At 67.7% G+C, this 25,236-nt stretch carries 24 protein-coding genes and 2 riboswitches; of the genes, 7 read left to right on the top strand and 17 right to left on the bottom strand.

What is annotated here, in order from left to right; genetic code table 11:
- Window positions 1-149: 149 nt before the first annotated feature.
- The 7 genes from BHE97_RS09610 to thrS form a co-directional block, all read right to left on the bottom strand.
- On the bottom strand, window positions 150-518 hold the full coding sequence (locus BHE97_RS09610; RefSeq protein ID WP_087623813.1) for a hypothetical protein: 369 nt from the start codon (window positions 516-518) through the stop codon (window positions 150-152).
- A gap of 18 nt (window positions 519-536) precedes the next feature.
- Window positions 537-1,295, bottom strand: a complete 759-nt coding sequence (locus BHE97_RS09605; protein WP_087623812.1) for a YebC/PmpR family DNA-binding transcriptional regulator — start codon at window positions 1,293-1,295, stop codon at window positions 537-539.
- Between the two features lie 11 nt (window positions 1,296-1,306).
- The gene (gene pdxT, locus BHE97_RS09600) at window positions 1,307-1,921 is read right to left on the bottom strand and encodes a pyridoxal 5'-phosphate synthase glutaminase subunit PdxT (RefSeq protein ID WP_087623811.1); all 615 of its coding nucleotides are present in this window, start codon (window positions 1,919-1,921) and stop codon (window positions 1,307-1,309) included.
- On the bottom strand, window positions 1,915-2,763 hold the full coding sequence (gene pdxS, locus BHE97_RS09595) for a pyridoxal 5'-phosphate synthase lyase subunit PdxS (protein WP_236757629.1): 849 nt from the start codon (window positions 2,761-2,763) through the stop codon (window positions 1,915-1,917). Before pdxS ends, pdxT begins: the two co-directional genes overlap by 7 nt.
- 98 nt (window positions 2,764-2,861) lie before the next feature.
- Window positions 2,862-3,464 (bottom strand): phosphatidylinositol phosphate synthase, encoded by a 603-nt coding sequence (gene pgsA / locus BHE97_RS09590; RefSeq protein WP_087623809.1) that lies wholly within the window; start codon window positions 3,462-3,464, stop codon window positions 2,862-2,864.
- Between the two features lie 7 nt (window positions 3,465-3,471).
- Window positions 3,472-3,996, bottom strand: coding sequence for an HIT domain-containing protein (locus BHE97_RS09585; RefSeq protein ID WP_087623808.1), 525 nt, complete (start codon window positions 3,994-3,996; stop codon window positions 3,472-3,474).
- On the bottom strand, window positions 3,996-5,993 hold the full coding sequence (gene thrS, locus BHE97_RS09580) for a threonine--tRNA ligase (RefSeq protein WP_087623807.1): 1,998 nt from the start codon (window positions 5,991-5,993) through the stop codon (window positions 3,996-3,998). The genes BHE97_RS09585 and thrS overlap by 1 nt, the downstream gene beginning before the upstream one ends.
- Before the next feature lie 80 nt (window positions 5,994-6,073).
- Here thrS and BHE97_RS09575 point away from each other — a divergent pair, with 80 nt between their 5' ends.
- Genes BHE97_RS09575 through BHE97_RS09565 form a run of 3 tightly spaced genes read left to right on the top strand, consistent with a single transcriptional unit; the run spans window position 6,074 to window position 8,826 of the window.
- Window positions 6,074-6,775, top strand: a complete 702-nt coding sequence (locus tag BHE97_RS09575; RefSeq protein ID WP_236757620.1) for a YoaK family protein — start codon at window positions 6,074-6,076, stop codon at window positions 6,773-6,775.
- Between the two features lie 4 nt (window positions 6,776-6,779).
- A complete protein-coding gene (locus BHE97_RS09570) occupies window positions 6,780-7,349 on the top strand; it encodes an HhH-GPD-type base excision DNA repair protein (protein ID WP_087623806.1) in 570 nt (189 codons plus the stop codon).
- Entirely contained in the window at window positions 7,342-8,826 is a 1,485-nt protein-coding gene (locus BHE97_RS09565) for an MFS transporter (RefSeq protein WP_087623805.1), read from the top strand. The genes BHE97_RS09570 and BHE97_RS09565 overlap by 8 nt, the downstream gene beginning before the upstream one ends.
- On the opposite strand, the gene BHE97_RS09560 is transcribed toward BHE97_RS09565, so the two are convergent.
- From BHE97_RS09560 to BHE97_RS09535, 6 genes are read right to left on the bottom strand one after another with little or no spacing between them, the layout of a single operon-like run.
- Window positions 8,804-9,979, bottom strand: a complete 1,176-nt coding sequence (locus tag BHE97_RS09560; protein WP_170931357.1) for a lysophospholipid acyltransferase family protein — start codon at window positions 9,977-9,979, stop codon at window positions 8,804-8,806. The two genes, BHE97_RS09565 and BHE97_RS09560, sit on opposite strands and share 23 nt — an antisense overlap.
- Entirely contained in the window at window positions 9,976-10,920 is a 945-nt protein-coding gene (locus BHE97_RS09555) for a phosphatidate cytidylyltransferase (RefSeq protein WP_201791397.1), read from the bottom strand. The genes BHE97_RS09560 and BHE97_RS09555 overlap by 4 nt, the downstream gene beginning before the upstream one ends.
- Window positions 10,917-11,507 (bottom strand): CDP-alcohol phosphatidyltransferase family protein, encoded by a 591-nt coding sequence (locus tag BHE97_RS09550; protein WP_087623803.1) that lies wholly within the window; start codon window positions 11,505-11,507, stop codon window positions 10,917-10,919. The genes BHE97_RS09555 and BHE97_RS09550 overlap by 4 nt, the downstream gene beginning before the upstream one ends.
- Before the next feature lie 45 nt (window positions 11,508-11,552).
- On the bottom strand, window positions 11,553-12,347 hold the full coding sequence (locus BHE97_RS09545; protein ID WP_087623802.1) for an ABC transporter ATP-binding protein: 795 nt from the start codon (window positions 12,345-12,347) through the stop codon (window positions 11,553-11,555).
- Entirely contained in the window at window positions 12,348-13,334 is a 987-nt protein-coding gene (locus tag BHE97_RS09540) for an iron chelate uptake ABC transporter family permease subunit (protein WP_236757619.1), read from the bottom strand.
- A complete protein-coding gene (locus BHE97_RS09535; protein WP_087623801.1) occupies window positions 13,331-14,362 on the bottom strand; it encodes an iron chelate uptake ABC transporter family permease subunit in 1,032 nt (343 codons plus the stop codon). The genes BHE97_RS09540 and BHE97_RS09535 overlap by 4 nt, the downstream gene beginning before the upstream one ends.
- Window positions 14,363-14,454: 92 nt before the next feature.
- Here BHE97_RS09535 and BHE97_RS09530 point away from each other — a divergent pair, with 92 nt between their 5' ends.
- On the top strand, window positions 14,455-15,441 hold the full coding sequence (locus BHE97_RS09530; RefSeq protein WP_087623800.1) for an iron-siderophore ABC transporter substrate-binding protein: 987 nt from the start codon (window positions 14,455-14,457) through the stop codon (window positions 15,439-15,441).
- A 1,238-nt stretch (window positions 15,442-16,679) separates the two neighbouring features.
- Here BHE97_RS09530 and BHE97_RS09515 read toward each other — a convergent pair.
- From BHE97_RS09515 to BHE97_RS09505, 4 genes are all read right to left on the bottom strand, one after another.
- Complete coding sequence (locus BHE97_RS09515; RefSeq protein ID WP_170931356.1) at window positions 16,680-17,762, bottom strand: HNH endonuclease signature motif containing protein; 1,083 nt, start codon at window positions 17,760-17,762, stop codon at window positions 16,680-16,682.
- A gap of 88 nt (window positions 17,763-17,850) precedes the next feature.
- Window positions 17,851-18,276, bottom strand: coding sequence for a hypothetical protein (locus tag BHE97_RS20115; RefSeq protein ID WP_170931355.1), 426 nt, complete (start codon window positions 18,274-18,276; stop codon window positions 17,851-17,853).
- Window positions 18,277-18,278: 2 nt separating this feature from the next.
- Complete coding sequence (locus BHE97_RS09510; RefSeq protein ID WP_087623885.1) at window positions 18,279-19,262, bottom strand: ribonucleotide-diphosphate reductase subunit beta; 984 nt, start codon at window positions 19,260-19,262, stop codon at window positions 18,279-18,281.
- Window positions 19,263-19,359: 97 nt separating this feature from the next.
- Window positions 19,360-21,909, bottom strand: a complete 2,550-nt coding sequence (locus BHE97_RS09505) for a ribonucleoside-diphosphate reductase subunit alpha (RefSeq protein ID WP_087623797.1) — start codon at window positions 21,907-21,909, stop codon at window positions 19,360-19,362.
- Between the two features lie 115 nt (window positions 21,910-22,024).
- Window positions 22,025-22,226: riboswitch (cobalamin riboswitch) on the bottom strand.
- 148 nt (window positions 22,227-22,374) lie between these two features.
- Window positions 22,375-22,553, top strand: a riboswitch (cobalamin riboswitch).
- 55 nt (window positions 22,554-22,608) lie between these two features.
- Here BHE97_RS09505 and BHE97_RS09500 point away from each other — a divergent pair.
- The 3 genes from BHE97_RS09500 to BHE97_RS09490 all read left to right on the top strand — a co-directional run bounded on the left by BHE97_RS09500 (window position 22,609) and on the right by BHE97_RS09490 (window position 25,192).
- The gene (locus BHE97_RS09500; RefSeq protein ID WP_087623796.1) at window positions 22,609-23,637 is read left to right on the top strand and encodes an ABC transporter substrate-binding protein; all 1,029 of its coding nucleotides are present in this window, start codon (window positions 22,609-22,611) and stop codon (window positions 23,635-23,637) included.
- Window positions 23,634-24,653 carry an iron chelate uptake ABC transporter family permease subunit gene (locus tag BHE97_RS09495; RefSeq protein ID WP_140400076.1) on the top strand — a complete coding sequence of 340 codons (1,020 nt, stop codon included), beginning with the start codon at window positions 23,634-23,636 and terminating at the stop codon, window positions 24,651-24,653. Before BHE97_RS09500 ends, BHE97_RS09495 begins: the two co-directional genes overlap by 4 nt.
- Before the next feature lie 71 nt (window positions 24,654-24,724).
- The gene (locus BHE97_RS09490) at window positions 24,725-25,192 is read left to right on the top strand and encodes a DUF6194 family protein (RefSeq protein ID WP_087623795.1); all 468 of its coding nucleotides are present in this window, start codon (window positions 24,725-24,727) and stop codon (window positions 25,190-25,192) included.
- The last annotated feature ends 44 nt before the right edge of the window (window positions 25,193-25,236 follow it).

Here is a 25,236-nt window from a genome sequence, read left to right as displayed (position 1 = left end):
GCTCCCCGCCACGCCGAGCCCACGTGTCCAGCCCTCCCCCGTGGCGGTAGGCTCTCGCCCCTCAACGTTATCTACCCGCCGTGGGGTTGGAGCCCGCCGTCGCCGCACAGGAAGGGTTGATGACGTGCCGCCCCGGGTGACAGGTGGCGTCAGCGAAGATCGATGTCGGGGGTGCGGGCGATCTCGCGGGCCACGTCACGGGCGAGCAGGAAGGCCCCGACCAGCCCCCGCGTCACGTAGCGGGAGACCTCCTCGGCCTCTCGGCGCACCACGACGACGGTGGGCCATCGATAGCCCAGTACGGCGAGGATCGCGCACGGCACCACGAGGACGACCAGCCACCCCAGCCCGGCCGAGGACAGCACGGGCCAGAGGAGCACGAGCACGACCGCCAAGGCCACCAGGAGTCCGAAGCCGACCGAGGGAGCCGGCGCGATGACCTCGCGCCCACGGTCCGCCCGACCCGCGAGGGCGCAGCGCAGCCTCCACTCGACACCGTCGGGTGTGCGCGCCCTCATCGCCTCTCGCCGAGCCGGTCAGAGCTCGGCCATCACCTCATCGGGAGCGTCGAAGTTGGCGTAGACGTTCTGCACGTCGTCACAGTCCTCGAGCGCGTCGATGAGCTTGACCACCTTGCCGGCGCCGGTGGCATCGAGCTCGACCTGAACGCTCGGCAGGAACGACGCTTCCGCGGAGTCGTAGTCGAGCCCGGCCTCCTGGAGCGCCGTACGCACAGCCACCAGGTCGGTGGCCTCGCTGACCACCTCGAAGGAGCCGCCGAGGTCATTGACCTCCTCGGCCCCCGCATCGAGCACCGCCATCAGGATGTCGTCCTCGTTGGTGGTCGACTCGCCCTGCTCCGCGGGCACGATGACGACACCCTTGCGGTTGAACAGATAGGACACCGAGCCCGGGTCGGCCATCGTGCCGCCATTGCGAGTCATGGCCGTGCGGACCTCCATCGCGGCACGATTCTTGTTGTCGGTGAGACACTCGATGAGCAGCGCGACGCCGTTCGGACCGTAGCCCTCGTACATGATCGTGGTGTAGTCGACCGCCCCGCCGTCGAGACCACCGCCGCGCTTGACCGCGCGGTCGATGTTGTCATTGGGGACCGACTGCTTCTTGGCCTTCTGGATCGCGTCGTAGAGGGTCGGATTGCCTTCGGGGTCAGGACCACCCGTGCGCGCCGCCACCTCGATGTTCTTGATGAGCTTGGCGAACAGCTTGCCGCGCTTGGCATCGATGACCGCCTTCTTGTGCTTGGTGGTCGCCCACTTGGAATGCCCTGACATGGCGTCCTTCCCTACGACTGAGTCACGAGGTCGACGAAGAGCCGATGGAGACGATCATCGTTCCCGACCTCGGGATGGAACGACGTCGCCATGTGCGGCCCCTGGCGAACAGCGACGATTCTACCGGCGGCTTCGTGTTCGGGTGCCGAAGCGGGCACTCGGGCCAGCACCTCGACCCCAGCGCCGGCCTCTTCGACCCAGGGCGCGCGGATGAACACCGCGTGCACCGTATCGTCGAGCCCGTCCACGGTGAGATCGGTCTCGAAGGAGTCCACCTGCCGCCCGAAGGCATTGCGCCGCACGGTGATGTCGATGCCGCCGAGCGTCTCCTGCCCGGCGATACCGTCACGGAGCCGCTCCGCCAGCATGATCATGCCCGCGCATGTGCCGAAGGCGGGCATGCCCGAGGAGATCCGTTCGCGGAGGGGCTCGCGCAGCTCGAAGATCCGCGCGAGCTTGTCCATCGTCGAGGACTCACCCCCCGGGATGATCAAGCCGTCGACACGACTGAGCTCCTCCGGGCGCCGCACCGGAAGGGCCGTCGTTCCCAAACGGTCGAGCGCATGGAGATGCTCCCGCACATCGCCTTGCAGGGCGAGGACGCCGATGGTGGGGCCGGTCACCAGCCGCGGGTCTCGAGCCGGTGGGGCTCGGGGATGTCGTCGACATTGATGCCGACCATGGCCTCACCGAGACCGCGCGACACCTTGGCGATGACATCGGGATCATCGAAGAAGGTGGTGGCCTTGACGATCGCGGCGGCGCGTTCAGCCGGGTTACCGGACTTGAAGATGCCCGAGCCGACGAAGACGCCCTCGGCGCCGAGCTGCATCATCATCGCGGCATCGGCCGGAGTGGCGATGCCTCCCGCGGTGAACAGCACGACTGGCAGCTTGCCCGCCTCGGCGACCTCCTTGACGAGCTCGTAGGGCGCCTGCAACTCCTTGGCCGCGACGTACAGCTCATCGGGGGCCAGCGATCGGAGCCGGCGGATCTCGCCTCGGATCTTGCGCATGTGGCCCGTGGCATTGGAGACATCGCCCGTGCCGGCCTCGCCCTTGGAACGGATCATGGCCGCACCTTCGGTGATGCGACGCAGCGCCTCGCCGAGATTGGTCGCGCCGCACACGAAGGGCACCGTGAAGCCCCACTTGTCGATGTGATTGACGTAGTCGGCGGGGGTGAGCACCTCGGACTCGTCGACATAGTCGACGCCGAGGCTCTGCAGCACCTGCGCCTCGGCGAAGTGGCCGATACGCGCCTTGGCCATCACGGGGATCGAGACGGCCTCGATGATGCCGTCGATGAGGTCGGGATCGCTCATCCGGGCGACACCGCCCTGCGCGCGGATGTCCGCGGGAACGCGCTCGAGGGCCATGACGGCGACGGCGCCGGCATCCTCGGCGATCTTGGCCTGCTCAGCGTTGACGACGTCCATGATGACGCCGCCCTTCAGCATCTCGGCCATGCCGCGCTTGACGCGGGCCGTTCCGGTGGTCGTGGTCTCTTCGCTGGTCACATCTCCAGTCTACGAGCCCCGCCTCCGAGCCCGGCGGCTGGTACAGGTCAGCCGAGGGCCTGGCGGCGGACCATGAGCATGCGCTGACCGCAGGTGATGAGGCTGGCGATCGCCAGCGCCCAGAGAGTGACGTGCTGGAGGATCGGCAGATCGAGGAGGCCTGCGAAGCCGGTCATGACGAGGATCGCCACCAACCGGTCCGAACGCTCGGCGATACCGCCCTTGGCCTCCAGGCCGAGGCCTTCGGCGCGCGCCCGCAGATAGGAGGTCATCATGCCGAGCACGAGACAGGCCAGGCTCAGGCACAGGTAGAGGGGTGAGTCCCCCTCCCACGCGTACCAGAGCGCGATGCCGCCGAAGACCGCCGCATCGCCGACCCGATCGAGCGAGGAGTCCAGGAAAGCCCCCCATTTCGACGAGCGACCGAGCTTGCGCGCCATCGTGCCGTCGACGATGTCACTGAAGACGAAGGCCGTGACGAACATCGTGCCCCAGAAGAACTCACCCTGCGGGAAGAGCCACAACGCGCCGACGCACACGCCGATCGTGCCCACCCAGGTCACCATGTCCGGTGTCACGCCGATCTTGATGAGCCCATCGGCGATCGGCGAGAGCAGCTTGTTCCAGAAGGCGCGGAAACGCTCCAGCATCAGGCGGTCACCCCCTCTCTTCGATATCGGCAGTCCAGGCCTCGGCCAGCATCCGCGCGGTGTCCTCGATGACCTGGGGCAACGTCTTGGTATGCCCGACTACCGTCATGAAATTGGCATCGCCGCCCCAGCGGGGGACGACGTGCTGGTGCAGATGCTGCGAGAGCGAGCCGCCGGCGACTCCCCCGAGATTGAGTCCCACGTTGAACCCGTGCGGTGAGCTGACGCGGCGGATGACCCGGATCGCCTGCTGTGTCAGCTCGGTCAGCTCGACCGATTCCGCCGCGGACAGCGCGGTGAAGTCGGACTCGTGACGATTCGGCAGGACCATCAGGTGCCCGGGGTTGTAGGGATAGAGGTTCATCGTGACGAAGGAGTGCTCGCCGCGGTGCACCACCAGCTCGCTCTGCCGCCCGCCCCCGGCCATGACGCAGAAGGGACAACGGTCATCGTGGAGGGTCTCCTCCCCCCGCACATAGGCCATCCGATACGGAGCCCAGAGCCTCTCGAGGCCATCGGGATCCGCCGCCATCAGACCTGGACCCGGTCGCGCACTGCCGTGACGATCTTGGCCACCGCATCGTCCAGGCTCACACCGTTCTCCTGCTCGCCGCTGCGATAGCGGAAGGAGACGGCACCGGCCTCGACGTCCTTGTCACCCGCCAGCACCATGAAGGGGATCTTCTGGGTCTGCGCAGTACGGATCTTCTTCTGCATCCGCTCGTCGGAGGCATCGACCTCGACACGGATGCCCTCGACCTTGAGCCGGGCGGCGAGCTCGTACAGGTAGTCCAGATGGCGTTCGGCCACCGGGATGCCGACGACCTGCACGGGGGCCAGCCACGGGGGGAAGGCGCCGGCGTAGTGCTCGACGAGCACGCCCATGAACCGCTCAATGGAGCCGAACTTGGCCGAGTGGATCATCACGGGTTGCTGTCGCGAGCCGTCCGCGGCGACGTACTCGAGTCCGAATCGCTCGGGCGCCGGCTGGTTGAAGTCGTACTGGACCGTGCCCATCTGCCAGGTGCGGCCGATGGCATCGCGCGCCTGCACGGAGATCTTGGGACCGTAGTAGGCCGCGCCGCCCGGATCAGGCACGAGCTCGAGGCCCGTGGCGGTGGCAACGTCCTCGAGTACTTGGGTGGCGAGCTCCCAGTCTTCGGTGGAGCCGATGAACTTGTCCTTGGCGTCATCACGGGTCGACAGCTCCAGGTAGAAGTCATCGATGCCGAAATCGCGCAGCAGGCTGAGCATGAAGTTCAGCAGGTGCGCCACCTCCGCCGGAGCCTGCTCGGGCGTGACATAGGAGTGCGAGTCGTCCTGGGCGAAGCCGCGCACGCGAGTCAGGCCGTGGATGACACCCGATTTCTCATTGCGGTACACGTGGCCGAACTCGAACAACCGCAACGGCAGCTCGCGATAGGACCGCTGGCGCGAACGGAAGATGAGATTGTGCATCGGGCAGTTCATCGCCTTGAGGCGATAGTCCATGCCGTCGACATCGAGCGCCGGGAACATCCCCTCGCCGTAGTACGGGAGGTGCCCCGAGGTGTAGAAGAGCCCCTCCTTGGCGATGTGCGGCGTGCCGACGTACTCGAAGCCCTCCTCGATGTGCCGGCGTCGGACGTAGTCCTCCATCTCCCTCTTGATGACACCGCCCTTGGGATGGAAGACCGGGAGGCCCGATCCGATCTCGTCGGGGAAGCTGAAGAGGTCGAGCTCGGCACCGAGGCGACGGTGGTCGCGGCGCTGCGCCTCCTCGATGCGGTGCAGATACGCATCCAAGTCTTCTTTGGTTGGCCAAGCCGTTCCATAGATTCTCTGGAGCTGCTTGTTCTTCTCGTCGCCGCGCCAGTAGGCGGCGGCCGAGCGCATCAGCTTGAAGGCGGGGATGCGCTTGGTGGTGGGCAGGTGCGGGCCGCGGCAGAGGTCGTTCCAGGCCACGGACCCATCGCGCTTGAGGTTGTCGTAGATGCTCAGACCACCCTCACCGACCTCCACGCTCGCGCCCTCGGCCGCATCCCCCGCCGTGGACTTGAGACCGATGAGCTCGAGCTTGTAGGGCTCATCGGCCAGCTCGGCGCGGGCCTCGTCGTCGGAGATCTCGCGGCGGCTGAACCGCTGGTTCTCCTTGACGATCTTCTTCATCCTCGCCTCGATCTTGGTCAGATCGTCCGGCGTGAAGGGCTCGGGCACGTCGAAGTCGTAGTAGAAGCCGTCGGTGATCGGCGGGCCGATGCCGAGCTTGGCCTCGGGGAAGAGCTCTTGGACCGCCTGCGCCATGACGTGCGCGGTGGAGTGACGCAGGATGTCCAGTCCATCGGGCGAGTCGATCGCGACCGGTTCGATGAGATCGCCATCGGCGAGCTCATAGGACAGGTCCTTCAGCTCACCGCCGACGCGAGCGGCGACCACGGAGGGGTCCTCGGAGAACAGCTGCCAGGCCTTCGTGCCGGTCTCGACGCTCCGCGCCTGTGTCTCACCTCCTTCGCCGGCGGGCGAGAGCACGGACACGGAGAGGTCGGACATACGGGTCACCTTCGAAGGTCGGGACGCGCCCTACGGCTGGCGCGTGCAGGTCGCGTCCACTGTAACGGCATGATCGGGTCGTGACTCCGCGCCTCCGTACCGCCCGCCTACGCGTCCGGCTCATGCTCGCCCTCACCTTCTCCACAGGGGTCGTCGACGCCGTCTGCTATCTCGGACTGGACCGGGTGTTCACCGCCAATATGACCGGCAATGTCGTCATCCTCGGCATGGGCTTGGCCGGTGCCGACGGTCTCTCGGTCGCCGGTCCCCTGCTCGCCTTGGCGGGTTTCATGACAGGGGCCGCCGTCGGCGGCCGGATCCTGCGGAGCTCCGCCGCCACGTGGACCTCCCGGACCACCGCCGCGCTGTGCTTCGTAGCCCTCGTCGTGGCATCGGTCGCCATCGGGTCGGCCACGATCGCTGCCTTCGACGCGCCGAACAGGAGCCTGGCCTTGTCGGTCACCGCCTTGCTCGGGTCGGCCATGGGTCTGCAGGCCGCCACAGCGCGCTCACTGGCGGTGCCCGATGTCACGACGGTGGCGGTGACCGCGACGGTGATCCACCTGTCCAGCGACGTGACCTCAGGTGTCGCCGAGCAAGGCGCCTCGGCCCGGCGCGTGCTGGCCATCGGGCTGCTGCTCGCCGGGGCCGCGGTCGGCGCACTGCTGCTGCACTGGCACCTCGCCGCGGGCCTGTCCCTGGCGGCAGCGACATGTGTCGTCGTCGCCGCGATCGGTGTCAGTGCGCACCGGCGCCTCGAGAACGAGTCGGTGGGAGACTAGAGCCATGGCACTGCACATCACGGACGACCCGGCCGCCGACGAGCTGTTGACCCAGAATCCGCTCGCGCTGTTGATCGGCATGCTGCTCGATCAGCAGGTGGCGATGGAGACCGCCTTCGCCGGGCCGCTGAAGATCCGCGAACGGGTCGGCGCGGTCGACGCACCGACGCTCGCGTCCTATGACCCCGAGGCCCTGGAGCAGGCCTTCCGCCAGACTCCCGCCGTCCACCGTTATCCCGGGTCGATGGCCAAGCGGGTGCAGGCGCTGTGCGCGGAGATCGAGAGCCGGTGGGGCGGCCGGGCCGAGTCGATCTGGACCGAGGGCGATCCGGACGGCAAGGAGGTCCTGAAGCGTCTCAAGGCACTTCCTGGTTTCGGCGATCAGAAGGCCAGGATCTTCCTCGCGCTGCTCGGCAAGCAGTACGGCTTCCAGGGAGCCGGCTGGCGTGAGGCTGCCGGTGATTACGGCGATGACGGCTCGTATCGCTCGGTCGCCGACATCACGAGTCCGGAGTCACTCGTCAAGGTCCGCGAGTTCAAGAGGGCGATGAAGGCCGCCGCCAAGAATGGCTGAGACCGGGTTCGCCCCGGAGCAGCGGCAGGTCCTCCCGACGATCCTCGTCCCCGCTTTCCTCTCGCTGCTCAGCGTCTCGATCGTCAACGTGGCCCTCCCCGCCATCGAGACCTCGCTGGGAGCCGGCACGTCCGGCCTCCAATGGGTCATCTCGGGCTACGCGCTCGCCTTCGGTGTCCTGCTGGTCGCCGCTGGACGAGCAGGTGACCTCTGGGGACGTGGAAGGCTCTTCATCCTCGGACTCGCCCTCTTCGCCATCGGATCCCTCGCCTCAGGACTCGCACCGAGTATCGCCGTGCTCAACCTCGCACGAGCCCTCATGGGGATCGGGTCGGGCCTGCTGACTCCCCAGGTCAGCGGCATCATCCAGCAGTTCTTCCAAGGGGAGTCGCGCGGGCGTGCCTTCGGTGCCCTCGGCTCGGCCGTCGGCGTCTCTGTCGCGATCGGCCCGGTGCTGGGCGGTGTGTTCATCACATCCCTGGGTCCCGAATGGGGATGGCGCTGGTGCTTCCTGATCAACGTGCCGATCGCCATCGGGGGCATCGTGGCAGCTCGCGTCTTCCTGCCACCGTCGGCCTGGAAGGCGGCCTACACCGAGACCGATCTGTCGCCGCCCCGGTCAGGACGCCGACGGGTGGACTTCGATCCGGTCGGCATGCTCCTGCTCGCTCTCGCCACCTTGTTCATCATGGTGTCCTTCATGGAGGCGGGCCTCGGAGCGTGGGTCTGGAGCCTGCTCGTCCTCGGCGTGGGCCTGGTCATCGCCTGGGTGAGATGGGAGTTGCGGTACCGGCGCATCGGCCGGACTCCGATGGTCGACATGCAGCTCTTCCGCACGCGCTCCTTCGCCAGTGGAGCCCTGCTCTCGACGCTCTACTTCCTCGGTTACACCAGTCTCTGGCTGCTCGTCGCCCAGTACATGCAGATCGGTCTGGGCCATGACGCCCTCGTGGCCGGGATGATCGGACTACCCGCCGCATTCGCCGGCGCGATCACGGCTCCTATCGCCGGGCGATATGTGGTCCGGGTCGGGCAGGGGATCGTGCTGTGGGGCCTCGGGGTCGGGGTGCTCGGGCTGCTGCTCAGCGCGGCGGTCGTGCTCCTGCACGGACGGAGCGGTGTGACCGAATGGTGGCTGCTGGGCACCTTGATGCTCACCGGTGTCGGCCAGGGTATGGTCGTCTCCCCCAATCAGACGCTCGCCCTCGCTGAGGTGCCGCTGCGGTACGCCGGCAGCGCCGGTGGGGTGCTGCAGACGGGTCAGCGCATCGGAACGTCGGTCGGGATCGCGGTGATCACGACCATCGCCTTCAGTGTGGCCGCGTCATCGGGATGGGACGTCGCTCTCGCGGTCGGCTTCAGCGCGATCATCGCCGTGGCGGGAGTCGCGATGCTCGTGGGAGCGTACGACCTCGCCGCCAGTCGCCGCGAACGAGACCTCGGAGGTGAGGGCGCTAGCTCCACGCCCGCACGATGAGCGTGATGGCGATGGTGAAACCGAGTGCGGTCGCCACGAGATAGGGACCGTACAGTCGTCGCAGCCAGGGGTGAAGCACGCGCCCGAGCACGGTCAGCGCCGCTGCGATGACGAGCATCCGCGCCCCGCGTTCGACGGTCGCCCAGCCGGCCAGCGCGGCCAGGTCGATGCCCTGCTCGCCCGCGGCCTGGGCGTAGAGCTTGACGGGGATCCCGTTCAGGGCCTGGTGGAGTATGCCGCTCGCTCCGCCCTCGGCGAGGTGCTCCTCCACGACAGTGCGCATCCGGTCGGTGGTCCAGGGTGTAACGACCAGCACGTCGCGGGTCGCGAGCCAGGCATTGACGACCACTCCGGTCACCGAGCCGACGACGATCGACAGAGCCCACGACGGCACGCGTCGCGGCACGGCGACGGCGAGAAACACCAGCGCCATCTCCGCCATGATGGGCCAGCTCAAGGCCTCGGAGAATCCCCACAGGAAGGCCACGACCAACCCGACGGGGCTGGTCACCAGCCGCGCGATCGCCTGCCATACGCGGGAGATGCGCGGCTCGGCCGGGCCGCGCTCTGCCAGCGTGACGACCTCGTCCCGCAGCCGCTCCGGTGTCGCATCCTCGGGTGCCAGCGGGACGCCGAGTCGCAGTTCCATCGCACCGGGCGCGAACCGGCCGTTCTTCGGCAGCAGGTCGCGGGTCCCGAGGAGAGCGGCGGGAACGATCTCGGCATCGCAGTCGCGGGCGAGCCGCGTGGCGCCGGAGGCGAACTCACCGACGGTGCCGTCCTGGGTGCGCGTGCCCTCCGGATAGATCACGACGGTGCGTCCGGCAGAGAGCGCGGGACGGGCCGCGTCGAGCAGTGCGGCGTAGGCGCCACCCTCACCCCGGCGCACGGGTAGCGCCCCCGCGAGGCCGGTCACCAGGCCGCGGCGCCACCACACGTCGAACCAGTAGTCCGCCGCGGCGGCGAACACCGGATAGGCAGATACCGGGAGCCCGGCCAGCAGCACGGCGGTGTCGGCATGTGAGGAGTGGTTGGCCACGACGATCCGTCCGCGGCGCTCCCCCGGCCACCGCCCGGTCACGCGCAGCCCGCCGGCGAGGGTGCAGGCCAGTCGCCAGAGCAGATGCCGCAAGAGCGCGGGAAGGTATCTCACATCAGCACCGCGGCGAGCGGGAGCACCAACAGCAGCGAGTCGATCCGATCGAGCAGCCCGCCGAAGCCGGGCAGCCACTCCCCCGCGTCCTTGACCTTGGCACGGCGTTTGATCATCGACTCGAGCAGGTCGCCGAGCACCCCACCGAAGGCGACGGCGATCAGCAGGCCGACCGAGATCGCGCCGAGCAAGGTGAGCACCAGGAAGGCGCCGATCATCGCTCCGACGAGACCTCCGACCGTCTTGTTGGGGCTGAGCGGCGAGAGCGGCCGACGGGCCCAGCCGAAGCGTTTGAACCCCTTGCCGCCGCACCACGCGGCCACGTCGGTGGCGGCCGCGGCGAAGACCACCACGAAGGCGTCCTCCCAGAGGATCACCAGGTGAGCGAGCGACCAGCAGATCCAGACGGAGCCGAAGCCACTGAAGGCGGACCGACTGACCCCGTCCGCGGTGTCGCCGGACAGGATCGCGGGAAGAGCGCACAGCAGCACGACGAGGGGCGCGAGCGCGAGGAGCGAGGGCGTCTGCCAGGCGGCCAGCGGGTACACGACCGCGAGCGCGTACAAGATGGCGCTGTCCCAGGGACGAAGGCCGACCAGCTTCGTGTACTCGCGCACGGCGACGAGGGCGAGGACGATCGCGAGCACGGCGGTGGGGCCGCGGCCGAACCAGATCGGCAGGCCCACCACCGGCACGATGAGCACCCAGGTGGTCCACTTCTGCACCAGCTCGCGCTTGCGGGAGATCGCGACGGCGATGCCGCTGAGTGCGAGCAGGGTCATCGTCACCCAGAAGAAGAACACGCTCCGGCCGGAGACGTCGACGCTGATCGGGCCGAGGTCGAAGTCCAGGCTCAGCGACTCGCGATCGAGGTTGAGAATGCCGACGTAGACATCGAGCAGCCAGTCCGGCAGGGCCGAGGGAGAGTCCGGTCCGTTCACGCGGCACTCAGCTCCCGGTGGGTGGCGATCAGCCGGGTGACCGCGGTGACGAGGGATCCGGCCACGATGATCCAGGCGATCCAGATGGTCCAGGCCGGGACGATCGAGGCGATGATGACCAACAGACAGCGCTCGGTCTTGCCGAGCGGCCCACCGTTGCGGCGGGTCGCGCCCGCGCCGGCCGCCGCGAGGGACGCGAAGGTGGGGAGTGTGGCCGCGACCGCGGCGATCACCACGACGAGTGCCACGTCGACCCCGTCGGTGCGCCAGGCCAGGACAGCCAGGCCGCCCATGACCACGAGATCGCTCAGTCGATCGCCGATCTCGTTGAGCACGAAACCCCACGGGCGGCTGACCTCACGGGCGCGGGCGACGGCACCGTCGAGATTGGCCCCCGCCAGACGGATGGCGAGGAAGAGGATGACGAGGGGCCACCACGCGTAGGCGACCGCGACGGCCGCGAGGCAGGCCCCGATGATCCCCACGAAGGTGAAGAGATCGGGACTGAGCCCACGACGGACGGCTCCTCGCACGAACATGTCCAGACGCCTGCTGTACCAGGGCTTCAGCGCATAGAGTCCGCGCACGCGATCTCCTCTCCGTCCCGGACCGCATCGTACGCGACGGTCGTCTCAGAGCGACGGAGCCCGCGGCACGACGAGCGGGGTCCCGGTCTCCGGATCGTCGATGACGACGCACCGGAGTCCGAAGACCTCTTCGACCAGGTGCGCGGTCACGACCTCCCGCGCCACGCCGGACGCGCGGATCTGACCGTCTCGCATCGCGATGACATGGCTGGCGTATCGGGCCGCGTGGTTGAGATCGTGCAGCACGGCCACCACCGTCACGCCGCGGCGGTTGAGAGCCGCGAAGAGATCCATGAGCTCGACCTGATGGGCGATGTCGAGGAAGGTCGTGGGCTCGTCGAGCAGCAGGATGCCGGCCTGCTGGGCAAGTGCCATCGCGACCCACACGCGTTGACGCTGGCCGCCCGACAGCTCGTCGACGCGGCGATCTGCCAGTGCAGTGGTGTCCGTCTGCTCCAGCGCGAGATCGACGGCCGCGGCGTCCTCGGAGGTCGACGGTCGCCACCAGGTCTGGTGCGGGAATCGGCCCCGGCCGACGAGCTCGCGCACGGTGATGCCGTCGGGGGCCGACGCCGTCTGCGGCAACAACCCCACCTGCCGGGCGAAGTCCTTCGGTGGATGGTCGCCGGCGGCCCGGCCGTCGAGCACGACGGTGCCCGCCTTCGGGCTGAGCAGACGCGCCAGAGCACGCAGCAGTGTCGACTTACCGCACGCATTCGGACCGACGATCGCCGTGAATCCTCCGTCGGGCACCGCTACGGACAGATTCTCGGCGACGATGCGGCGCTCGTAACCGAGGGTCAGCTCCTCGGCGACGAGACGAGCGGGTGACGAGGACATTCAGCGCCTCCTGGTTTCCGCGGCGAGCAGCCACACGAGGTAGCAGCCGCCGATGACGACGGTGACGGTGCCGACGGGAACTCCCCCAGGCAGCGCATGCTGCGCGACCCCATCGGCGAGCACCAGGACGAGTGCGCCGACGGCGGCCGATGCGATGAGCGGAAGCCCTGCCGAGCGGGTGATGCGTGCGGCGACCTGAGGTGCCGCGAGAGCGATGAAGGCGATCGGTCCGACCAGCGCGGTAGGCACCGCCACGAGCACGACGCCGATGACGAGCAGCGCGAGACGGGCTGGTTCAACCCGCACGCCGTGGGCGCGCGAGGTGTCGTCACCGAGTTCCAGCTGTCGCAGGCTCGGTGCGACGGCCCGCAGTGTCGCGGTCGCCAGCAGAAGCGTGCCGCCGAGCACCCACGCATCGGTCGCATTGGTGAGCGAGAAGGAGCCGGCTCCCCAGATCGCGGCACCCAATGCCACCTCGAGCTGGGCGCGCATCAACAGCCAGGTGTTCAACGCCGACATCATCGCGGTGACGCCGACGCCGACGACCACCAGCCGGAAGCCGAGCACCCCCTGGCGGAAGGCGAGGACATAGACGATGGCGGCCGTGCCGAGACCGCCCACGATGGCCCCGACGGTGGCTCCGCCGAGGCCCAGGCCGAGCACCGTCATCGCGATCAGCGCACCGGTGTAGGCGCCAGTCGAGAAGCCGATGACATCCGGGGACCCGAGCGGATTGGCCGTGAGGCTCTGGAAGATCGCACCCGACACCCCGAGACAGGCACCGACGAGCAAAGCTGAGACCACACGTGGAAGCCGCCACTCGACCACGACGGTGTGATCGAATCCCGTCGACGGGTCGACGAGTGCCCGCACCACCTGGGGCACCGACATCGGATAGTCGCCGAGGCCGAGCATCACGATCGCGGCCACCAGCGCCACGCTCAACAACAGGGTGGTGGCCGCTCGAGTGCGCAGCAGCGTGTTCACAGCGAGACCACCTGACGGCGACGGACGATCGCGATCAGCACAGGCGCTCCGAGGAAGGCGGTGACGACTCCGACAGGCAACTCGCCATTGGGCAGCGCGATCCTGCCCAGGATGTCCGATGCCAGTACCAGGACCGGTCCGAGCACGGCGCTCACCCCGATGATCCAGCGTTGATCGAGCCCGACGAGCGCGCGTGCCGCGTGGGGGATCATCAGTCCGACGAACACGATGGGCCCGGCCACCGCTGTCGCGCTCCCCGCCAGCAGGGTGATGGACAGGAGGGACACCACGCGTGTCCGCAGCAATCGGGCCCCGAGGGCACGTGCCGTGTCGTCCCCGAGGGCGGTCGCATTGAGGCTGGGCGTGATCGCCATGGCCATGGCGAGACCGAGCAGGACGAAGGCGATGACGGGAGCAGCGTGCTCCCATCCCCGTCCCTCCAGCGATCCGGCGTTCCACGCACGCATCGTGTTGAAGGCCTTCGGGTCGCTCAGCACGATCGCTCGGGTGATGCCGGCGAGAACGGCTCCGAAGGCGACGCCGGCGAGGACCAGACGAGCCGAGGATGTCCCCGATCCACCGATCGCGAAGACCGCGACCGCGGTCACGAGCGCCCCGGCGAAGGCGAACGGCAGGGTGCCGAGGGTGCCCGAGACGCCGAGGAATCCCACCCCCAGGGCGACGGCGAAGGCCGAGCCCGCGCTGACACCGAGGATGCCGGGGTCGGCGAGCGGGTTGCGGGTCATCGCCTGGATCACCGCGCCGGCGACAGCGAGACCGGCACCCACCAGGATCGCCGCCACCGTCCGCGGCACCCGGGACTCACGAACGATCGTCGTGGCCGTCGGGTCATCCGATGCTCCCGAGAGCGCCTCGATCACCCGCTGCACCGAGAGAGTCTCCGCACCAACCGCGATGCTCACCGCCGCGGCGGCCGCCAGGGCTGACATCGCCACGACGACGGCGAGCCACCGGCGCCGTCGGCTGGACGGTCGTCCGGTGGCGATGGGAGGGGACGAAACAGACATCAGGCAATGAGTTTAGGCTTGCCTACGTCAGAGTTCGCTCCCGGGCAGTCTCCAGGGCGAGCTATCACCCCATCGGAGGGAAACCCGCACCCATGCACTATCGACTCACGGCGGTTGTAGCCGGACTCGCCCTCACCCTCGGACTCGCCGCCTGCGGCGCTGAGGACAATGACGAGAGCGCGAGCGCCGGCGCGGCGGGCGACGCCTTCCCCGCGACCGTCCCCACCGAGTTCGGCGATGTCACGGTCGAGGAGGCGCCCGAGCGAGTCGTCGCCCTCGGCTGGGGCGATGCCGAGACGGCTCTCGCCCTCGGCGTGCAGCCGGTCGGCGCCTCGGACTGGCTCGGTTTCGGGGGCGAGGGTGTCGGCCCGTGGGCGGACGGTCTGTACGACGAGGCTCCCGAGATCATCGAGACCCTGGAGCCGTCCTATGAGCAGATCGCGTCGCTGAAGCCTGATCTCATCCTCGATGTCAAGAGTTCCGGCGAGCAGGAGCGCTATGACCGGCTCTCCCAGATCGCGCCGACCGTGGCGATCCCCGAGGGCAAGCAGTCCTACCTCACCTCGATGGAGGAGCAGGTGACCATGATCTCCACGGCCCTCGGGGCGCCGGAGAAGGGTGAGGAGCTGCTCGCGGACGTAGAGCAACAGTTCGCCGATGCGGCCGAGGACCATCCGGAGTTCGACGGCAAGACCATCTCCGTCGCCGCCTTCACCTCCGAGGGATGGGGCGCCTATATCGAGGGCAATGAGCGGGTGGCCTTCATGGAGCGGCTGGGCTTCGAGCAGAACCCGGCCATCGAGGAGCTGACCCCGGAGGGCTTCACCGCCAAGATCGCCAATGAGCACATCGGGGTGCTCGATGCGGACCTCGTCGTGGTGTTCCCGATCTGGTTGCCAGCCACCGATGTGACTGATCAGCCCCTGTTCCAGCAGATCCCGGCGGTGCAGGATGGTCGTGCCATCGTCTTCGATGACGATGACGAGGACATCCGGCAGTCGTACTCGGCGAACACTGTGCTGTCGGTGCCCTTCGCCTTGGAGTCGGTGGTGCCGATGCTGGCCGAAGCCGTCGACTGACGGATGGGCGACGAGCCGTCGACGAGCGTTCGGGCGCAAGCCGGCGGCCGCTCGCGTCCGTCGAGCCCGCGTAGTCCGTCGTGAGGAGGTGTCCCCTTCCTTCCTCCGGTTGACCCTCGGACCGGACGAGCCGGGTGCGCCTCCTTCCCTGACGCCGGTCGGTGCCGACCAGTGGTTCCGGCTTCCGACGGCTCTGTCTTGCGCCTGCCGGCGTGCGGTGCCGACGGCTGGTACGTCCGATGGCAGGAGGTGCTCGATGACGAGCGTCCGGCGGTGCGTAACTACACCGCTCGCCGGGTGGGTCTGGGTGACAGCGGTTGGTGGATCGAGGTCGGCTTTCTCTTGCATCGTGACGCTGAGGGGACTTCGAGGGGTTGCGGCGCGGTGGGCCACGGTCGAGACGGCGCTCCGCGAGCTTCTGGTGTCCGCCGAGGCGACAGTGGTGGCCGATGTCCCCAGCGTCGCCCGCGACGGTGCGGGAGAGGTGGGCCGTTCAGGAGGACGGAACCGGCTGGTCCGATCTGATCGGGGAGGTCGATCTCGAGGTCGACTATGTCTATGCCGTCGGCAGTTCCACGCTGACTCTCGACATCCGCCCGAGCGCTCGCGGCCGGCGTGGACCCTCAGCGTGTCGACTTCTGTAGCTACTGGCGCCCGCCCAAGGCTTGAGACTCCCCCAGCCTGGCCGTGATGCCCGCGCGCCACGTATCGTGCTGGGGTCCCAGCGCGAACCATCCTCCCACGCATGGCGCGGCCAGATGTGGGCGTGGAGGAACGGATTCGGTATTGCCGAGGATCTCGATACTCACTCGAAGGAAGGCCCCGTCGAGGGCTCGGAGGTCGAGGTCGTCCAGGCAGGTCCGTCGCCGGCGGCGAGGCAGGTCGGACAGGCGCTCAACCGCGGGGTCGTCAGTGAGCAGCACACTGTATCCGGGCAGGAACTGCACATCACCGATCGCCGCGAACTCGCTTTGAGACGGGTGGGGTTCTCCTCGCGGAGGGCGCTTCCGACGCAGTCGGACCGCCAATCACTCGTCATGAATGCCAGCAGATCAGCTGGGTCGGTCAGCTGGCGTGGGGGTAGGTCTGGTGGCGGAGGACGCGTTGGGGCTCGAGTGCTCGTCGTCGGTGGCGTGGGTGGCTGCCGGGCAGGGTCCGGTGGTGCTTGTCGACGAACTCATGAGTCTCGGGTTCGATAACGATATCGCCCGCATGAACGCTTCTGTGCTCCATCGCGGCTATGCCCCTGGTGCGATGGCTCCATTTCGGGGACAGAGCCCGATCAGATTCGCGAGGTCGGTCGTGCCGCCGTGTGACCACCAGATCACATGGTGGATGTGGATGACGGGTGCCCGACATCCCGGGGAGGCGCATTGATGTCCTTGTCGAGCCAGGATGGCGGCGCGTTGCCTCGGTGTGGCGAGTCGACTCGATCTGCCGACGTCCAGGATGCCGGTCTTGCCTGCGGTGGCGATGGGGGTGAGGTCGGCTTCGCAGAGCATCTCCTGCAGTTGCCGTGTCCCGATAGTCCCGAATCCGATGAGTTCGCCGGTCCCGGCATCGTCCATCAGAGTGCTGGCGTCCACGGTGAGGGTCAGGTGCGGGCGGACGCCCTTGTCCCCGGGAAGGCCATTGCTCAGCACCGAATCCAAGAGTCGCTCGAGGCCGTCGACGCGGCGTTGCGCACAGGTGCGGGGATCCTGCGCACCGGCAGGCGCGGACAATGCCTGCAAGAGCGTGTTGAGCTTGGCGCCGGTGGTCGAGTTGAGGAAGCCATGCACATGGAACCCGTCAGGGACCGGACTGACCTGGAAATCTTCTCTGGCCATGCCGTCGATCCATGCCTGATCGAGTTCATCCGGGTAGACCGCATCGCGCAACGTCTGGACCACCTGCCGCAACGCCGAGGGTTCATTCGTGACGGCAACGTCGAGGAGTTGAGGTAGCAGGTCACGTGTGTGGGAAGCGCCCACATGCGTGACCGCATAGGACAGGTGTTTGACATGGTCCAGGGACATCTGCCCCGCCTCCGCGAGTGCAGATGCCTCGGGGATCTGGCGCAACGTCACACCGGTTCTCACCAGCTCGTTCGCACGACGCGAGCTCAACCGCAGCTGACCGCGCAACCACGCCTTAAGCGTCGAATACCCCTCGGACTCATGCTCCAAGGTCTCGGCCATCTCAGCGGTCAACTGAGCCTGCGCCGCCTCGATCGCGTTACGTGTCTCTTCCAGCACCCGCAACGCGTCCGTCGATGGAGGGAAGGCATCGAGCAATGCTGCGATGTCCCGCAACCGCTGCGCCAGATCCCCCGAACTCATACCCCCACCATATCGAACACATGTTCGACACGATAGGAACGACACGCCCGCCCGTTGCACACGCGCGCCACCGCCACGCACTTCGCTCTCACACTCCCCAGCCGCGCGCCCAGGCCACCACTCGGCGCACCTGCGGATCGGGGTCGCCGGCGAGACGGTCCGACAGCTCGGCCGGGATATACGGCTGTGCCGCGACCCAACCCCGCACGTGGGGATCGCCGTCATCGGCCAGCCGGGCGAGGGACGACTCCGGCGTGCCGGGATTGCGGGCGACGCAACAGCGCACGCTCGGCACACCATCGTCGGTCAGCGCCCGCAGCACGTCCGGCGGCGCGTGGACCGCGAGGGCGGCGCTCTCGCGGATGCGGTGGTCCGGGTCGAGCGCCATCAACCGGATACGCCGCAGCTTGCCTTCGGTAGCCGGCGGGGAGATGAACCGCGAGAGCGGTCCGCCTCCCCCGGCACGCCGCAGGGCGGCTCGCTGCCCGGGCGTCAGGAAGGAGACACAACTCATCGTCAGGCCTTCGCGTTGACCTCATAGGAGGTGTTGATCGACTCGAAGAAGTTGACGAGCTGCAGCGTGTCGTTGGCCGTCGCCATCCACTTGGCCGGATTGCCGACACCGTAGTGCGGCTCGAAGCCGAGCTCCTCGAGTCGGCGGTCGGCCAGGTAGCGGACGTATTGATTGATGTAGTCCGCGTTGAGACCGAGGATGCCGTTCGGCAGCAGGTCGTGGTTGTACGCCTCCTCCATCTCCACCGCATCGAGCACCATCTGCTGGATCTCCGCAGCGAACTCCGGGGTGGCGACATCGGGATTCTCGTCGAGCACGGTGAGGATCAGGTTGATGCCGAACTTCAGGTGCAGACTCTCGTCACGCACGATCCAGTCGATGAGGGATCCGAAGTTGCGCAGCAGGTTCCGTTGCCGGAAGCTCAACGCCACCATGAAGCCCGAGTAGAACCAGATGCCCTCCAAGATGACGTTGTAGGCCACCAGATTGCGCACGAAGTCCTGTTTGCCCTCGGTCGTGGTGATGTCGAGGGTCTGCTCGGTCATCCGCTTGATGTAGCGGATCTCGAAAGCCTCCTTTGCCGCCATCGACGGCACCGTCACGTGGGACTCGTAGGCCGCCTCGCGGTCGATCGGGAAGGTCTCCAGCACGTACTCGAAGCTCATGCAGTGGTTGGCCTCTTCCCACATCTGCTTGGCGAGGTAGAGGTGGCACTCAGCGGCGTTGACATACGGATAGACGCCGAAGGCGAGCGCCTTGTTGACCAGCAGCTCGTTCGGGTTGAAGTAGCTCATCAGGTGGGTGAGCGCGTGCCGCTCGTCATCACTCATCCGCTCGAAGTCGCCGAGGTCCTCCCCCAGCTGCACCTCATTGGGGAACCACGTGTTCGCCACCGCCTGGTCGTACAGCTCCATCGCCCACGGATAGGTGACCGGCTTGAGCAGCAGCCCCTCCTCGATCCCCGTTCCCAGGATCCCTCGCGTCATCATGCCCTTACTTTCACGGTGAGTGTGACGTTTGGACGGCGAAAAGGCCCATTCCACCGTCCAAACGTCACACTCAACGCGGGGGTGGGCCGGAAGTTCACTGGCAGGAGTCGCACTGGAGGCGCTCTTGGGGGTCGATGGGGCAGGCGGCACCGTCGACGACCTCGAGCTCCTGCACCTCCTCGGGCACCACGGGCTCGACCTCCGCCACCGGCGCCGCGACCGCGCCGAAACCACGACGCGCCGGGGCCGCGGCACCGAAGCCACGACGCTGTGCACCGCTCGATACAGACGCTACGGCCTCGGACTTGTTGACCTTGACCGTGCTCTGCTCCGCGGTATGCCGCGGCATCATGTGCAGGTAGTAGGTGGTCTTGACACCTTTGCGCCACGCCGCGCTGTAGAGGTCGACCATGCCGTCGACCTCGCGGCTCGCGAGGTAGATGTTGCGGCTGATCGCCTGGTCGATCCATTTCTGCGCACGCGCCGCGACCTCGACGAAGGCATGGGGTGTGAGTTGGAAGCTCGTCTGATAGATCTCCACCAGGTCCGTCGGAGCCCCTTCGACCTGCGACAGATCGCCCTGCTGGCGCAGCAGCTCGTCGCGCAGCTCATCCCAGAGCCCGCGCTCACGCAGGTCCTCCACCAGATTGCGGTTGACCTCCAGGAACTTGCCCGCGCTCGTGGCACGGCTGAAGATCTGGCTGAACTGCGGGTCGAGGCCCGGCGTGGTGCCGGCGACGAGTCCGATCGACGCGGTCGGAGCGATCGCCATCAGCGTCGAGTTGCGCATCCCGCCGGCCACCTTGTGGCGCAGAGCGTCCCAGTCCAGACGAGTCGTGCGGTCGACCTCCAGCGGCACACCGCGGTCGGCCTCGAGGCGGTCGAGCGTGTCGACGGGCACGAGCCCCTTGCTCCAACCCGACCCGGCGAAGTTCGGGTACGCCCCGCGCTCTGCGGCGAGATCGGCCGAGGCATCGATCGCGTGCCAGCTGACGAACTCCAGCAGCCGGTCGATCAGCTCATAGGACTGCTCGCTCGCATACGACCAGCCGAAGCGCTCCACCACGTCGGTGAAGCCCATGACGCCCAGGCCAAGGGCCCGGTTGCGCTCATTGGAGTGCTCCGACTCGGGCACCGAGCTGATGGTGATGTCGATGAGATTGTCGAGCTGGCGCACGGCACGCCGCACCGAGGCCGCCAATCGGTCCCACTCGACCACCGCGTCGCCGCGACGGCCGGTGACGTGCCGAGCGAGGTTGATCGAGGCGAGATTGCACACGGCGATGTTCTCGCGATCCTGCGGAAGGGTGATCTCGGTGCAGAGATTAGACAGGTGGATCGTGCCGGTGTTGTCATTGAGGGCACGGGTGTTGATCGTGTCCTTCCAGGTGATCCACGGGTGCGAGGTGGTCTGCAGGCTGATGAGGATGGCCCTCCACTGCTCGCGCGCGCTGAGCTTCTTGTGGCGCAGCTCCCCCGCCTCGGCCTTGGCGGCGTACTCGGCATAGCGACGGCTGAACTCGCGACCGGTGAGCTCGACCAGATCGGGTACCTCGAGCGGATCGAAGAGGTACCAGGGTTCGTCATGCGCGACCCGCTTCATGAACTCGTCGCTGATCCACACCGCGGTGTTGGCTGTGCGGGTGCGTCGATAGGGATCGCCGGAGTTCTGCCGCAGGTCCAGGAACTGGGCGAAGTCGAGGTGCCAGTTCTCCAGGTAGAAGCACAGGGCGCCGAACTTCTTGCCACCACGGCTGACGGCGCGCAGCGTGGAGTCGATGGTGTGCATGAACGGGATCGGGCCCGTGCTGCGCGTGTTATTGGAGCGGATCGGCGAGCCCTCCGAGCGCAGCTTGGTCATCGACAGGCCGATGCCCCCCGTGCCCTTGGTGAGCCACATGACATCGCGCACCGTCTTGGCGATGTGCTCGATATCGTCCTCGGTCTGCATGACGAAGCAGTTCGAGAGCTGTGCGTAGGCGGTACCGGCGTTGACGAGGGTCGAACCGGCGGCAAGGTACTCCAGCCGCGACATCGAGTCGTAGAACGCCAAAGCCGCCTGCGTGGGCTCATCCTCATTGAGTGAGAGACCCATCGCGACCCGCATCCAGAAGAACTGCGGGGTCTCCAGCGGGGTGCCGTCGGGCTCGGTCATCATGTAGCGATTGCGCATGGTCTGAGCCCCGATGTAGCGCAGCAGGTCGTCGCGATCGGGATCGAGCGCGGATCCCAGCAGGTCGAGGTCGAACAGCTCTGCGAGGCGCGAGTCGAGCAGCCCGAGCTCGACGCCCCGCGTGATGGAGCGGACGAAGGCCGGACCGCAGAGGGCGTACACCTCGTCGCGGGTGACGCCTTCGCCGAAGATCTTCTTGTAGAGGCTCTTGATGAGCAGTCGTGCGGCGATCGTGTCGAAAGCTGGATCGTCCTTGACGTTCTGCAATGCGACACCGATGACGGCCTCGTCGAGCTGCTCGCTCGTGATGCCGTCGAAGAGCGTGATCTCCAGCTCCGAGCGCAGCTGCGTGGCGCGGGTGACGGGATCGGGCAGGCCCGTGGCAGCCTCTTCGATCGACTGCGCGATCTGGTAGCCGTCGTAGGGGACGCGGGTGCCGTCGCGCTTGACGACGGTGAGTGCAGTGGACATCGGTTCACCCCTCGTGAACGAGTACTCGCGGCGATCCGCTCACGGAGGGTAGGGACGACGGCCGTGCCGTTTCGAGCCCTGGATCGTCCCTCGCGATCGCGGACCCTCGGCATCATCGGGATGCCGAGGCACTGGCAGGTCTTCGGACTCGTGGGCACTGGTGTTCCTACTGGGTGTCGCTTCCCAGGCCGTCGGCCCAGTGCTGATGACACCGGTCGTTCCCACTCACCGCTGCGGGGCAGTTCCGGTCTCTCACCGGATTCCCTCTTACGACGACCCCTCCGGGGAGGAGCCGAACCAGCTGCGGACATCACTATATACGCAAATCACATGCATGTAACCCCCAACATCTTGTGGTCGCGCCATGCCAGGGCGAACTCACCGTGCCACCTGCTTCGGGGCGGTCGGGGAGCCTCCGTCACGACGTGACATGGACGCTCGTGTACCGCCCAGGCCGAGGAACCTGCTAGCGTGCGCTACGCCAGTCGTACCCCTCTGGGGTCAGGGAACCCGGTGCGAATCCGGGACTGACGCGCAGCGGTGAGGGAGACGGGGTGTGCACGATGCCACTGGACGGGTTCCGGGAAGGCGCACGCCTCGGACGACCCCGAGTCCGAAGACCTGCTGGCCCTCACGGCGACCGCCGGGAGGTCTCACCGGGCTCCGCGACAGAGCCCCGACCTCGAAAGGTGCTGGCCCATGCCCGCCCCCGTCCGCTCATTCACGTCCCTCGCGCTCATCGGCTCGCTCGCCCTGGTGGCATGTTCCGGCTCGACCGATGACAGCGACTCCACCTCATCCGCCGACGGCTATCCGGTGACGATCGACAACTGCGGACGCGAGGTGACCGTCGACGCGCCGCCGGAGCGGGCGGTCTCCCTCAACCAGGGATCGACCGAGATCCTGCTCTCACTGGGACTCGCCGATCGCATGGTCGGCACCGCGACCTGGACCGATCCCGTCCGTGAGGGACTAGAAGAGGAGAACGACAAGGTCGAACGCCTCGCCGACAACGCGCCGTCCTATGAGCGTGTGCTGGAGACAGAGCCCGATCTCGTGACCGCCTCCTTCCTCGGCACGCTCGGCGAGGGCGGCGTGACCACACCCGAGGCGCTGGAGGAGCTCGGCGTCCCTTCGTATCTCTCCCCCGCCGAGTGCGGCAAGGGCGATGCGACCAGCGAGGACGGGTCCCGTGACGATGTCCTCGAGATCGACACCGTCTACCAGGAGATCTCGGACCTCGCCGAGATCTTCGGTGTGCAGCAGGAAGGCGAGCAGCTGGTCGAGGAACTCCGCTCGCGCATGGAGGCCGCCGCCGAGGAGGCACCCGGCGGCGATGTGAGCGTCCTGTACTGGTTCGCCAACAGCGAATCGCCCTATATGGCCGGCTGCTGTGGCGCCCCGGGCATCATCAACCGGACCCTCGGGCTGGACAACGTCTTCGACGACAGCCAGGAGGAGTGGCCTCAGATCAACTGGGAGACCGTCGCCACGCGGGATCCCGATGTCATCGTCATCGGCGATCTGACGCGCAAGAGCCAGACGGCCGAGACCGCCGAGGCCAAGATCGACTTCCTGAAGAGCCATCCGGTGACCAGCGAGATGACGGCGGTCAAGGAGGACCGGTTCATCGAGCTGACCGGTGCGGCGATGAATCCCTCGATCCGCACGGTCGACGGTGTCGAGCAGGTCGCCGCCGGTCTGCGCGAGCTCGGCCTCTCGCAGTGACCCTCACACGGCGCGCCTGGCTCCTGGGCGCCGTCGGCATCACCGCGCTGTTGTGCTCGATCGCGGTCGCGGTGACGATCGGGCCCTCGCAGATCAGCCCCCGCGAGGTGCTCGATGTCGTGTGGTCGAAGCTCGCCGGGGGTCCCTCGGGGCTCAGCCGGATCCAGGACGGCATCGTCTGGAATCTGCGACTGCCCCGGACACTGCTCGCCGCTGCGTGCGGGGCAGGACTGGCCGTGTGCGGGGTGATCCTCCAGTCGCTGCTGCGCAATCCGCTGGCCGATCCCTTCATCCTCGGAGTGTCCTCCGGCGCATCGACCGGTGCGGTGCTCGTCGTGGTGCTCGGTATCGGTGCGGGGAGCATCGGCTTGGCGGGCGGAGCCTTCCTCGGCGCGATCGCAGCCTTCGCACTCGTCCTGCTTCTCGCGACGGCCGCGGGTGGCACCACCGACCGCGTGGTGCTCGCGGGAGTGGCGGCGACGCAGCTGTTCTCAGCGCTGACGTCGTTCATCGTCTTCACCGCCGCCGATGCCGAGCAGACCCGTGGCGTGCTGTTCTGGTTGCTGGGGTCCCTGTCGAGCGCTTCGTGGCGCGACGTCACCGTCGTGTCGCTGGTCGTGGTCATCGGGCTCGTGGCGTGTGTCGCCTGTGCGGCTTCACTCGATGCCTTCGCCTTCGGGGAGAAGGCCGCGGCCTCCCTAGGTGTCAATGTCACGGCGATCCGCCTGCTGCTGTTGCTGTTGACCGCACTGATGACCGCGGTCGTCGTCAGCACCTCGGGCGCGATCGGCTTCGTGGGCCTCGTGCTGCCGCATATCGCGCGCGGCCTCGTGGGCGCGGGGCATCGACGGCTCGTGCCGATCGCCGCCATCACCGGGGCCGTGTTCCTCGTCTGGGTCGATACTGCCGCACGGACTCTGCTCGATCCGCAGGAACTCCCTGTCGGCGTCGCCACCGCCCTCATCGGCGTGCCGGTGTTCGCCGTCATCCTGCTGCGGCGTCGAGCGACGCGCTGAGCGACGACTGCCAGATCGTACGGTCGCTGGGAATCCCGAGTCGGCAGTGACAGGGATGAGACGGTAGAGCCATGACGATCGACGACATCATCGCCCACGTCACCGCCCACGAGAATGTCGTGACCATGCGGCCGCGGGAGGGTGACGGCACACCCGAGCTGGCCTGGGGCGACGTGTTCTTCTTCTACTCCCCCAGCGGCAGCATCCCGCCGACCCAGCCCTTCGCCACCATCGTCACGAAGGACTACCCCGACGACACAGGTTCACGGCTCGATCCTCCCGGCCGCTTCCGGCTCAACATCGCCGCCGGGCGAGAGGCCTTCGAACGGCACGTGGGAGCCGCTCCGCGCGAACACATCCCCGAGCCCATTCCCCACGGCGAGGACCGGATCTTCGCTCATCCCGTGTACGGCGCCCACGGGTGGCTGGCAGTCGTGGAGCCGGGAGAGGCCAGCGACGCCGCCGTCCGCGATCTGCTGGACACGGCCTACGAGGCAGCACGACGCCGCCGCGAACGACGCGACGACACGGGGGCTTGAGACGCGGCGACCGGTGAAACACATGCGCCGGCAGATCGGGACCC

It is taken from the genome of Aeromicrobium sp. PE09-221, assembly GCF_002174305.1.
Classification (GTDB): Bacteria; Actinomycetota; Actinomycetes; order Propionibacteriales; family Nocardioidaceae; genus Aeromicrobium.
Note: the sequence above shows the minus strand (reverse complement) of the source record. Positions and strands in the feature narration are given on the sequence as shown.